Consider the following 10,938-nt stretch of genomic DNA (forward strand, 5'->3'; position numbering starts at 1 on the left):
ATGCCGACGCGTTGTGGTCGCTGAGCCTGGTGTATGCCGCGCTGCCGTGTGTGTTGAAACTGCTGGCGCTGGGAGCCTTGTGGCGCCTGCGCCGTGTGCTCGAAGGAGAGACTCCATGAACGTCACCATGAACGTGACTCGATCGGTGCGGCACCTCGCCGTGGCCGCCGCTGCCGCCCTGCTGGCGGCCTGTGCCGGGCCGCAGGTGGACGACTACGCCCGCGAGACCCCGAAGCTCGTGCTGCGCGACTACTTCAGCGGTCCGATGACCGCCCACGGCGTCTTCACCGACCGCTCCGGCAAGATCGCCCGGCGCTTCACCGTGCGCCTGGTCGGGCGCTGGAGCGGCAACGAGGGCGTGCTGGAAGAAGACTTCACCTACAGCGACGGCCAGACCGAGCGCCGTGTCTGGCGCCTGACCGACTTCGGCGACGGGCGTTACACCGGCCGCGCGGACGATGTGCTTGGCGAGGCGCAGGGCCGCGCGGCGGGCAACGCGCTGCGCTGGCAGTACACGCTGAAGCTGCCCGTCGACGGCAAGGTCTACGAAGTGCAGTTCGACGACTGGATGTTCCTGATGGACGACAAGGTGATGCTCAACAAGGCGGTGATGAGCAAGTTCGGCGTGCGCCTCGGCGAGGTCACGCTGGCCTTCCACAAGCCCTGAGCCGGGGTTCGACATGGCGGTCAACCAACCCCTGCGCGACTGGACCGGGCGCATCGTCTGGATCGTCGGCGCCTCGTCCGGCATCGGGCTGGCCACGGCGGAGGCGCTGGCGCGGCGTGGCGCCAAGGTGGTCGTCTCGGCGCGCAAGGCCGGGCCGCTGCTGGCCTTCGCTGCCGCCCATCCCGGTGCGATGGCACTGCCGCTCGATGCCGCCGCCCCCGGTGCGTTGAAGGCGGGCATGGCGCGACTGCTGGGTCAGCACGGCCGGCTCGATCTGGCGCTCTACTGCGCTGGCCACTACCTGCCGGTGCGCGCCACCGCCTACGACCTCGACGAAGTGATCCGTCACCAGGACATCAACGTCACCGGCGCCATGCGGATGCTCGACGCGGTGCTGCCCACGCTGCTCGCCCAGCGCAGCGGCCACATCAGCCTCGTCGCCAGCGTGGCCGGCTACCGCGGCCTGCCGCAGGCGCTGGCGTATGGCCCGACCAAGGCGGCGCTGATCAACATGGCCGAGGTGCTGCAGATGGACCTGAAACCCAGCGGCATCGATGTGTCCGTCATCAACCCCGGCTTCGTCGAGACGCCGCTGACCGCGCAGAACACCCACCCGATGCCCGCGCTGATCACGCCTGAAGCGGCGGCCGAGGAGATCCTCAAGGGCTGGGCGCGGGGCGAGTTCGAGATCCATTTCCCCAAGCGCTTCAGCCGGGTGCTCAAGCTGCTGGGGCTGCTCGGCGACGGGCCGTATTTCTCGCTGGTGCGCCGCGCCACGGGGCTTTGAGGACCATGGCATGACCTTGCCGATTCCGCACCATCCAGACCCCCGCGTCGCCCGGGTGATCACCTTCTTCGAGCAGCTCGCTCCCGCGGATCTGGACCGGCTGGGCGATGTCTACGCCAGCGGTGCCCATTTCAAGGATCCGTTCAACGCGGTGCATGACGTGCCCGGCATTCGCCGCGTGTTCGCGCACATGTTCGACCGCCTGGAGGCGCCGCGGTTCATCGTGCTCGATGCGATCGCCGAGGGGGACCAGTGTTTCCTGACCTGGGACTTCCTGTTCGATGCGCCCGGCCTCGGACCGGGCACCACGACCATCCACGGCGGCTCGCACCTGCGCTTCGGTGCGGACGGGCGGCTGGTGCTGCACCGCGACTACTGGGATGCGGCGGAGGAACTGTACGAGAAGCTGCCGGCGATCGGCGCGCTGATGCGCTGGCTCAAGCGCCGGGCGGCTGGCTGAGCGTGGGCGCTTTTCCTATTGGGGCGATCGGACGGGATCATCCGAATCTGCCTGTCCCTCGGACAGCGTGTGGAGCTGGAACCTGCCGTCGGCCGTGACCAGCCAGACCTCGGGGTAGACGATGCTCTTCATGCCGCGTGGCGGCGGCGGATAGGGCTCGGCGGCGTAGACCATGCGCTGGATCCACGGGACGACTTCGTGGGCAGCGGCCGGGTAGCGGGTGATCCGCAGGTCGGTGACGCGCCCGCGGCTGTCGATGGTGGTGCGGAAGGCCGCGATCGCGTAGAGCATCGGCGGCAGCTTGCCGTCGAAGACCTGCGGCCCGTAGCGCATGTAGAGGTGCCGCGCGCCTTCGATGCGGTATTCGCTGGCGTTGCGGGCTGCGCTGGTGCTGACGCTGGCGATGGCGTCGAGCGGCTGGGGTTCGGGTGGTGTCGCGAACTGGGCGAATGCCGGCAGGGCAGCGAACATCCACCCTGCCAGCAACCCCATCCCCCGCACACGCCATGGCCGCTGCGGGCTTTCTTGGTGTTCTCGGCCGTGGGGCGGCCGGATTCCGTGGAGTCTAGCGATCACTTGCGCAGTTTCGTCGTGCATAGTTGGCAGACTGTGGGCCTCGCCGATGCACTCAGCGCATCCAGCCCTTGCGCCGGAAGTAGATCAGCGGCGCCGCCACCGAAGCCACCATCAGCCCGAGCGCGAACGGGTAGCCCCAGGGTTGGGTCAGCTCGGGCATGTGCTGGAAGTTCATGCCGTAGATGCTGGCAATCAGCGTCGGCGGCAGCAGCGCGACCGAGGCCACCGAGAAGATCTTGATGATCTTGTTCTGGTTGATGTTGATGAAGCCGACGGTGGCGTCCATCAGGAAGTTGATCTTGTCGAACAGGAAGGCGGTGTGGCTGTCGAGCGAGTCGATGTCCCGCATGATCTGGCGCGCCTCCTCGAACTGCTCGGCGTTGAGCAGCCGGCTGCGCATCATGAAACTCACCGCGCGGCGCGTGTCCATCACGTTGCGGCGGATGCGGCCGTTCAGGTCTTCCTGGTGGGCAATGGCCGAGAGCGCCTCGCCCGCGGCGCGGTCGTCCACGTCCTGCTTGAGCACGCGCGCGCTGACCTTCTCCAGCGAGTCGTAGATGCCTTCGAGCGCATCGGCCGAGTACTCCGCATCGGCGTCATAGAGCTTGAGGAGCACGTCCTTGGCGTCCTCGATCATGGCCGGGATGCGCCGCGCGCGCAGGCGCAGCAGGCGGAACACGGGCAGGTCTTCCGAGTGGACCGAGAACAGCACGTTGTGGTGCAGGATGAAGGCCACGCGCACGTTGCGCGGGGTCTCGCCATCGTCGATCAGGAAGTCGGAGCGGATGTGCAGCTCGCCGTTGTCTTCCTCGTAGAAGCGGGCGGATTCCTCCAGGTCGTCATCGACGATGTTCTCGGGAATGACCAGGTCGAAACGCGCCTGGATCCAACCCTTTTCCTGGCTGGTGGGCGCTTCCAGATCGACCCAGACCGGCGCAACGTGGGCCAAGGCTTCGGGGGCGTCGATTTCTTCCTGAAACAGGCGGCCGTTGGCCAGGGTGAAGACGTTGAGCATTGGAACTCCTGCAGATCGTGCCCGGAGAGGACACGTTCACCGGGGGTGACTGCTGTCCAAGTTCAACTCCTGTGCCGGCGAGAAGAATCAATTATTGCACTGCGGAAGGGGCGGTGTCTGAATGCTCGAAAACCCGTGAGTGAAGCGCATATTCCGGGGTGCAGGGCAATTCCACACGGCGGTTGCAGGGTGTGACAGGGAGGGCTTGTCAGCGATTCATGAAATGGTCACACTGGACTCAGCGTCTCCCCACCCAACCTCTCGAAAGGAGGCCTCATGAATCTCACGATCAGCGGTCATCATCTGGAAGTTACACCGGCTCTGCGCGAATATGTACTGACCAAGCTGGACCGGGTTACCCGTCACTTTGACCAGGTAGTGGATGTCAACGTGCTACTCACCGTGGAGAAGCAGAAGGAAAAGGAACGTCGCCAACGCGCTGAAGTCACGCTGCACGTCAAGGGACGTGACATCTTTGTGGAAAGTGCCAACGAGGATCTCTATGCCGCGATCGATCAGTTGATGGACAAGCTCGACCGCCAGGTCGTGCGTCACAAGGACAAATTGCAGGATCACCACCACACCGCGCCCAAGCGCATTGCCCTCACCGGCGAAGCGGTCTGACAGCGGGTCGAGTCGAGCGCCCCGAGGCCGCCGATTCGGTGACAGATGGCCCCCTCAGCGGGGCCATTGTCATTTTTGAAAGAAATGCACAAGTTGAACGTTGCCCATCGGCAACCGGAGCCTGCATGGCCTGTTCCGAGGGCCAGATGCTGCGTACAGCCGCCGCGCTGATTCCTATAATCAGCTCCCCGAACACACCCGACCCGCGCTTGCCAAGGCTCATGCTCAAACCGGCGCCCGATCTCGATGAACCGTCTCGCCGCGATCCTCCCTGCTGGCAATGTGCTGGTGAACGTGGACGCTTCCAGCAAGAAGCGCGCGTTCGAGCAAGCTGGTCTGCTGTTTGAAAACCAGCACGCCATTGCCCGTGCCACTGTCTCCGACAACCTCTTCGCACGAGAGCGTCTGGGTTCGACCGGATTGGGGCATGGCGTGGCGATCCCCCATGGCCGCATCAAGGGATTGAAGAATCCGCTGGCTGCCGTGGTTCGTCTGGCGCAGCCCATCGCCTTCGAAGCCCCGGACGACGAGCCCGTCGTGCTGCTGATCTTCCTGCTGGTCCCCGAAGCTGCCACGCAACGCCATCTGGAGATCCTCTCCGAGATCGCTGAATTGCTGTCGGACCGCGAACTGCGCGAGCGTCTCAAGGGCGAGTCCGATCCGGTGAAGCTGCACGAGATGATTTCCCGCTGGGAACCGCTGCGCTCGGTGGCCTGAGCCTGAATCGAGGCTGACTTGAAACCGACCGTCATCAGCGCGGAAGCGCTGTTCGATTCCCACCGGGGCATGCTGAAGTGGGAGTGGATCGCCGGGCATGCCCATCCGGAACGCCGCTTCGACGAAGTGGCCGTGCGCGATGCGCAGTCGGCGGCCGATCTGGTCGGCTACCTCAACTACATCCATCCCTACCGCGTACAGATCGTCGGCCGGCGTGAGGTGGGCTACCTCGAGACCACCGAGCAGGAGGTGCAGGAGCGGCGCATCTCGCGCATCGTCGCGCTGGAGCCGCCGGTGGTGGTGGTGGCCGATGGCTGCACCCCGCCGGACCGGCTGGTGGCGATGTGCGAACGCGCCGAGATTCCGCTGTTCTGCACGCGCGAATCGGCGGGCCACGTCATCGACGTGCTGCGCGGCTACCTGGGCCAGCACTTCGCCGAGCGCACCTCGCGCCACGGCGTGTTCATGGACATCCTCGGGCTGGGCGTGCTGCTGACGGGCGAGTCCGGCCTGGGCAAGAGCGAGCTGGGGCTGGAGCTGATCTCGCGCGGCCACGGGCTGGTGGCCGATGACGTGGTGGACCTGTTCCGCGTGTCGCAGTCGGCGATCGAGGCGCGCTGCCCGGAGCTGCTGCGCAATCTGCTGGAGGTGCGTGGCATCGGCCTGCTCGACATCAAGGCCATCTTCGGCGAGACCGCGGTGCGCCGGAAGATGCGCCTGAAGCTGATCGTCCACATGGTGCGCAAGGAAACGCTGGAGCGCGACTTCGAGCGCCTGCCCTACGAACCGCTGTACGAGGAGATTCTCGGCATGCCCGTGCGCAAGGTGATCATCGCCGTGGACGCCGGGCGCAATCTGGCGGTGCTGGTGGAAGCGGCGGTGCGCAACACCGTGCTGCAGCTGCGCGGCATCGACACCTACAAGGAATTCATCAAGCGCCACCGCGACCTGATGGACCGCGGCGAGCCAGGGCTCTGAGCCGCCGGCCTTACTTCACTGCCCGGCGCGCGCAGGTCTGCTTGGTGCAGTGGGCGTAGAGCGCGAGGGTGTGTTCCTGCAGCGCGAAGCCGCGCTCCTGCGCGATCGTGCGTTGACAGGCCTCGATCTGGGCGTCGAAGAACTCCTCGACGTGGCCGCAGTCCAGGCAGACCAGGTGGTCGTGGTGCTCGCCTTCGTTCAGCTCGAACACCGACTTGCCGCTCTCGAAGTGGTTGCGGCTGAGCAGGCCGGCCTGTTCGAACTGCATCAGCACGCGGTAGACGGTGGCCAGCCCGATGTCGGCGCCTTCGAGCAGGAGCACCTTGTACACATCCTCGGCCGTCATGTGGCGCTGCTGGGCGCGCTGGAAGATTTCGAGGATCTTGATGCGCGGCAGGGTGGCTTTCAGCCCCGAGCTTTTGAGTTCTTCCGCGTTCGTCATGGGATTGCCTGTCCGGCTGGTATGGCCTGGGGTCGTGCGCGGCCCTGGTGGCTCGCTAGAATGGCCGGATCATATCGGGATGTGCCGCAACCGGCGGTGTCCACCACCAAAACCACATGGCTGCTCCGACCCGCTTCTTCCACCTCGCGTCACCCCTCGTGCTCGTGGCTGCTGCCGCACTGGCCGGGTGTTCGACCATCTCCTCCGACGGCTCGCTGCTCGGCTTCATCACGCCCTACCGCATGGAAGTGGTGCAGGGCAACGTGGTCACCCAGGACATGGTGGCCCAGTTGCGCCCCGGGCTGACCGGCGACCAGGTGCGCACCCTGCTGGGTGCCCCGCTGCTGGCGGACGTGTTCCACGCCAACCGCTGGGACTACGTCTTCACCATCCGCCGCCAGGGCGCCCCGGCACAGCAGCGCCGCGTGACCGTCTTCTTCGAGAACGACCGCGTCGCACGCTTCGAAGCGGATGCCGTGCCGACCGAGCGCGAATTCGTCACCTCGATCGACGTGGTCAGACCGTCGGCACGCAAGACCGTGCTCGAACTCGATGAACAGCAGCTGCGTGCCATTCCTGTGCCCGCGCCCAGCCGTGCCGCGCTGGCGCCGGACACGGCGGCCAGCGGCCCGCTGCGCTCCTATCCTCCGCTGGAAACCTCTGTCCGATGAACGCTTCCGTTGCCTCCCCGTCCACCTCCGCACCGCTGCGCATCGCCATCGCCGGCTGCACCGGTCGCATGGGCCACATGCTCATCGAAGCCGTCATGGCCGCGGACGACTGCGTGCTCGCCGGTGCGCTCGACCGCGCAGGCAGCCCCGCCATCGGCCAGGACGCCTCCGCGTTTCTGGGTCAGGCCAGCGGAGTGGCGATCACCGCCGATCTGCGTGCCGGTCTGCAGGGCGCCGACTGCCTGATCGACTTCACCCGCCCCGAGGGCACGATGGCGCACCTGGCCGTCTGCCGCGAACTGGGCGTGAAGCTGGTCATTGGCACCACCGGCTTCTCGGACGCGCAGAAGGCCGAGATCGCGGCCGCCGCCGACCACGTGGCGATCATGATGGCGCCCAACATGAGCGTCGGCGTCAACGTGGTGCTGCGCCTGCTGGACATGGCCGCCCGCGCGCTGAACGAGGGCTACGACATCGAGATCATCGAAGCCCACCACCGCCACAAGGTCGATGCCCCGAGCGGCACCGCGCTGAAGATGGGCGAGGTCGTGGCGAATGCGCTGGGCCGTGACCTCAAGGACTGCGCGGTCTACGGCCGCGAAGGCGTCACCGGCGAGCGCGATCCGAGCACCATCGGTTTCGCCACCATCCGGGGCGGCGATGTCGTCGGCGACCACACCGTGCTGTTCGCCGGCATCGGCGAGCGCATCGAGATCACCCACAAGTCCAGCAGCCGCGCCACCTACGCCCAGGGCAGCCTGCGCGCCGTGCGCTTCCTGGCCGGCAAGTCGCGTGGCCTGCACGGCATGGACGACGTGCTCGGTCTGGGCTGAGCCGCGAGATGGACGGACTTGCGCGGATCTGGTCGGCAGGCGACGGCGTCTCGCGCACCGTCGCGGCGCTGCTGCTGGCGATGTCGGTGTCGGCCTGGGTGCTGATCCTGTGGAAAAGCTGGGTACTGACCCGGGCGCGGCGCGATCTGGTCCGCGCGGTGCCCGTGTTCTGGTCGGCCCCCGACGTACCGACCGGCCGCACGCAGCTCGCTGCACTCGACCACGAGCAGATCCTCGTGCCCATGCTGGATGCACTGCTCCAGCAGGCGGCGCCGGGCACGCTCGACGCGGGCAGCGATGCCGAATCGCGCCTCACCCGCCTGCTGCGCGACGCACTGCACCGCGTGCTCGGGCAATTGCAGATGGGCCAGGTGCTGCTCGCCTCGGTCGGCAGCACGTCGCCGTTCATCGGCCTGTTCGGCACCGTCTGGGGCATCTACCACGCCCTCCTGGGCATCTCGGCCACCGGCTCGATCAGCATCGACAAGGTGGCCGGCCCGGTCGGCGAGTCGCTCATCATGACCGCGGCGGGGCTGGCGGTGGCGATTCCCGCGGTGCTGGCCTACAACGTGTTCGGCAAGTGGATCGGCGCCTGCGAGGCCGACCTCGAAGGCTTCGCGCACGACCTGCGCGAGATGGCGTTGCAGCGCCGATCCGCCCGCCAGGAGTCCGACGATGGCCTTCGGCCGTCTTGAGCGCCGCAAGGCCGAGGCACCGTTCAGCGACATCAACATGACGCCGCTGATCGACGTGATGCTGGTGCTGCTGGTGATCTTCATGATCACGGCGCCGCTGATGACCTCGAGCCTGAAACTCGATCTGCCCAAGGCCGACGGCGCGGCACCCACGGAGCAGGCCCCCACCGCGATCAGCATCGGACTGCAGGCCAACGGCGCGCTCTACTGGGGCGAGGAGCGGCTGGAGCCCCCCGCCTTCGCCGAGCGCCTGAAGGCCATCGAGCGCCGTGGCGGCGAGCGCCCCGAGGTGCTGCTGCGCGCGGACAAGCTGGTGCCCTATGGCCGGGTGGCCGAGCTGATCGGGCAGCTGCAGCAGGCCGGACTGAGCCGGATCGCCTTCATCACCGAGCCGGCATGACCGACGTGGTCACCGGTCCTGTGCAACACTGCGCGACCCTCTGGACACCGTGACCACCATGAAGCTGCTGTTCGTCGCCGACCCGATCGAGTCCTTCAAGACGCACAAGGACACCACCTTCGCGATGATGCGCGAGGCCGCGCGCCGCGGCCACACGCTGCAGGTCTGCGCGCCGCGCGACCTCGTCTGGGTGCGTGGCAGCCGGGTCGTGGCGCGCCGTTGCCGCACGGTCATCCTCACCGGCCGCGAGCAGGCCGACTGGTTCGCGGTGGTGGCCGACGGCGAGGTCGCGCTGGCCGACACCGATGCCGTGCTGATGCGCAAGGACCCGCCCTTCGACGCCGAGTACATCTACGCCACCCACCTGCTGCAGCAGGCCGAGCGCGACGGCGCCCGTGTCTTCAACAAGCCCTCCGCGCTGCGCGACCACCCGGAAAAGCTCGCCATCCTCGAATTCCCCGAGTGGATCGGCCCGACCCTGGTCACGCGCGAGGCCGAGGCCGTGCGCGCCTTCCACGCCGAGCACGGCGACATCATCCTCAAGCCGCTCGACGGCATGGGCGGCATGGGCATCTTCCGCGTCGGACCCGACGGCCTGAATCTCGGCTCCATCACCGAGACGCTGACCAAGGACGGCAGCACGACGGTGATGGTGCAGAAGTTCCTGCCCGAGATCGTCCATGGCGACAAGCGCATCCTGATCATCGGCGGCGTGCCGGTGCCTTACTGCCTGGCGCGCATCCCGCAGGGCACGGAGGTGCGTGGCAACCTTGCCGCGGGTGGCAAAGGCGTGGCGCAGCCGCTGTCGGCGCGCGACCGCGAGATCGCCGAGACGCTCGGGCCGGTCCTGGCCGCACGCGGGCTGCTGCTGATCGGGCTGGACGTGATCGGCGACTGTGTCACCGAGATCAACGTCACCAGCCCGACCTGCTTCCAGGAGATCCGGCAGCAGACCGGCTTCGATGTCGCCGAGGTGTTCGTCGATGCGCTGGAGGCTGCGGTGGCGGCCCGCCGCGCCGCCTGATCAGCGTTCCTTGACCACGGCCGTGGTCAGCCCGGTGCCCACGGCCTGCTGGCTGTCGCCCAGCAGGAACACGCTGTAGACCCCACCGGCATCGAGCGTCTTGCCGGTGAGTTCGTAGACGCTGGCCGCGGTGCTGCTGCTGGTCACCGACAGCGTGGTGTCGGTGACTGCGGACACCGAGGTCACGGGTGACATGCCGCCCTGGCTGGCGGTGGTGACTGCGGCGCCGGCGATGTTCAGGGTCAGGTCCTGCGCGAGGTTGCCCAGGCCGTGCAGCAGGCGGATGCGGGCGGCGCTGGTGCTGCCCGGCAGGCGGTTGTCGTCGCTCAGCGTGGCGAACTGCGGTGCGGCGGCGGTGCCCCAGACGAGCAAGGTGGTGTCGCTGCCGGGTGCGGCGGTCCAGGTGGCGCCCGTGAGCGTGCCGCCGTTGACCGTGACCTGTGGTGCGGACACCCCCGCCGGCACCAGCGCATAGCTCCCGAAGCCCGGCGAGCTGCCCAGCAGCGGCAGCGTGGTGCCGTTGACCGTGCCGGCCACCGGCAGGTTGGTCGGCAGCGCACTGACGATGCGGACACGGGCCTGCGTGTTGGTCAGCGCGGCCACGGCCGTGGCGGGCTGCAGCAGCAGCGCATGTGCCAGCACGCCGCCGGAGCTGGGCGTGATCACCAGCGCGGCGATGCCCGCGTCCGGCAGCGTCAGCGTGGTGTCGAGCCGCACGTCGCTGGCCAGCACGCTGCCGGCCTTGAGCAGGCGCAGCCGGTGGCTGCCCGCATTGACGCTGGAGTAGCCGCTGCTGCCGCTGCCGGCAGTGACGTTGCCGAGCAGCGGTGAATCGCTCAGCGCCTCGGTGGCGGGGGTGAGGTGGACGTCGAGCGCGCCGGCGTCCCGCGCCGCGCTGAACACCAGCAGCTTGGCGCGGCCACTGGCGGGCACGGCCTCCAGATCGTCCAGACTGAGGTACTTGACCACGTTGTTGTCGCCCGTCCAGGCCACCAGCGTGGTGGCGCTGCCGGCGGCGATGGTGGACGTGGTGCCGGCCAGCGCGCTGC

15 protein-coding genes are annotated in these 10,938 nt (G+C 67.7%); 11 read left to right on the top strand and 4 right to left on the bottom strand.

Going from position 1 to position 10,938, the window contains the following annotated elements; genetic code table 11:
- The first annotated feature begins 127 nt into the window (after positions 1-127).
- Genes AB3X43_RS05670 through AB3X43_RS05680 form a run of 3 tightly spaced genes read left to right on the top strand, consistent with a single transcriptional unit; the run spans position 128 to position 1,914 of the window.
- Positions 128-667, top strand: coding sequence for a DUF3833 domain-containing protein (locus tag AB3X43_RS05670; protein ID WP_369428908.1), 540 nt, complete (start codon positions 128-130; stop codon positions 665-667).
- A gap of 13 nt (positions 668-680) precedes the next feature.
- A complete protein-coding gene (locus AB3X43_RS05675; protein ID WP_369428896.1) occupies positions 681-1,454 on the top strand; it encodes an SDR family NAD(P)-dependent oxidoreductase in 774 nt (257 codons plus the stop codon).
- Between the two features lie 10 nt (positions 1,455-1,464).
- Positions 1,465-1,914 carry a nuclear transport factor 2 family protein gene (locus AB3X43_RS05680; RefSeq protein WP_369428897.1) on the top strand — a complete coding sequence of 150 codons (450 nt, stop codon included), beginning with the start codon at positions 1,465-1,467 and terminating at the stop codon, positions 1,912-1,914.
- 15 nt (positions 1,915-1,929) lie between these two features.
- Here the strand turns inward: AB3X43_RS05680 and AB3X43_RS05685 are convergent, their stop codons facing one another.
- Both AB3X43_RS05685 and corA read right to left on the bottom strand, forming a co-directional pair.
- Positions 1,930-2,385, bottom strand: a complete 456-nt coding sequence (locus tag AB3X43_RS05685; RefSeq protein ID WP_369428898.1) for a hypothetical protein — start codon at positions 2,383-2,385, stop codon at positions 1,930-1,932.
- A gap of 157 nt (positions 2,386-2,542) precedes the next feature.
- Entirely contained in the window at positions 2,543-3,505 is a 963-nt protein-coding gene (gene corA / locus AB3X43_RS05690; protein ID WP_369428899.1) for a magnesium/cobalt transporter CorA, read from the bottom strand.
- 276 nt (positions 3,506-3,781) lie between these two features.
- Here corA and hpf point away from each other — a divergent pair, with 276 nt between their 5' ends.
- From hpf to hprK, 3 genes are all read left to right on the top strand, one after another.
- Positions 3,782-4,129 (top strand): ribosome hibernation-promoting factor, HPF/YfiA family, encoded by a 348-nt coding sequence (hpf, locus tag AB3X43_RS05695; protein WP_179633640.1) that lies wholly within the window; start codon positions 3,782-3,784, stop codon positions 4,127-4,129.
- A 246-nt stretch (positions 4,130-4,375) separates the two neighbouring features.
- Positions 4,376-4,846, top strand: a complete 471-nt coding sequence (locus tag AB3X43_RS05700) for a PTS sugar transporter subunit IIA (RefSeq protein ID WP_369428900.1) — start codon at positions 4,376-4,378, stop codon at positions 4,844-4,846.
- An 18-nt stretch (positions 4,847-4,864) separates the two neighbouring features.
- Positions 4,865-5,824: an HPr(Ser) kinase/phosphatase gene (hprK, locus tag AB3X43_RS05705; RefSeq protein ID WP_369428901.1), complete on the top strand. Its 960-nt coding sequence runs from the start codon at positions 4,865-4,867 to the stop codon at positions 5,822-5,824.
- Positions 5,825-5,834: 10 nt separating this feature from the next.
- Here the strand turns inward: hprK and fur are convergent, their stop codons facing one another.
- Positions 5,835-6,266: a ferric iron uptake transcriptional regulator gene (fur, locus tag AB3X43_RS05710; RefSeq protein ID WP_369428902.1), complete on the bottom strand. Its 432-nt coding sequence runs from the start codon at positions 6,264-6,266 to the stop codon at positions 5,835-5,837.
- 116 nt (positions 6,267-6,382) lie between these two features.
- Here fur and AB3X43_RS05715 point away from each other — a divergent pair, with 116 nt between their 5' ends.
- Genes AB3X43_RS05715 through gshB form a run of 5 tightly spaced genes read left to right on the top strand, consistent with a single transcriptional unit; the run spans position 6,383 to position 9,889 of the window.
- Complete coding sequence (locus tag AB3X43_RS05715) at positions 6,383-6,937, top strand: outer membrane protein assembly factor BamE (RefSeq protein ID WP_369428903.1); 555 nt, start codon at positions 6,383-6,385, stop codon at positions 6,935-6,937.
- On the top strand, positions 6,934-7,770 hold the full coding sequence (gene dapB, locus AB3X43_RS05720; RefSeq protein ID WP_369428904.1) for a 4-hydroxy-tetrahydrodipicolinate reductase: 837 nt from the start codon (positions 6,934-6,936) through the stop codon (positions 7,768-7,770). The genes AB3X43_RS05715 and dapB overlap by 4 nt, the downstream gene beginning before the upstream one ends.
- Before the next feature lie 8 nt (positions 7,771-7,778).
- Positions 7,779-8,465: a MotA/TolQ/ExbB proton channel family protein gene (locus AB3X43_RS05725; protein WP_369428905.1), complete on the top strand. Its 687-nt coding sequence runs from the start codon at positions 7,779-7,781 to the stop codon at positions 8,463-8,465.
- Positions 8,446-8,865 carry an ExbD/TolR family protein gene (locus tag AB3X43_RS05730; protein WP_369428906.1) on the top strand — a complete coding sequence of 140 codons (420 nt, stop codon included), beginning with the start codon at positions 8,446-8,448 and terminating at the stop codon, positions 8,863-8,865. Before AB3X43_RS05725 ends, AB3X43_RS05730 begins: the two co-directional genes overlap by 20 nt.
- 58 nt (positions 8,866-8,923) lie before the next feature.
- Positions 8,924-9,889, top strand: coding sequence for a glutathione synthase (gshB, locus tag AB3X43_RS05735; RefSeq protein WP_369428909.1), 966 nt, complete (start codon positions 8,924-8,926; stop codon positions 9,887-9,889).
- Here gshB and AB3X43_RS05740 read toward each other — a convergent pair.
- On the bottom strand, positions 9,890-10,938 hold a 1,049-nt coding region (locus AB3X43_RS05740; protein WP_369428907.1), incomplete at its 5' end, for a DUF4397 domain-containing protein.

The sequence above is a fragment of the Sphaerotilus sp. genome (assembly GCF_041083715.1).
In the GTDB taxonomy this organism is placed as follows: Bacteria; Pseudomonadota; Gammaproteobacteria; order Burkholderiales; family Burkholderiaceae_C; genus Sphaerotilus.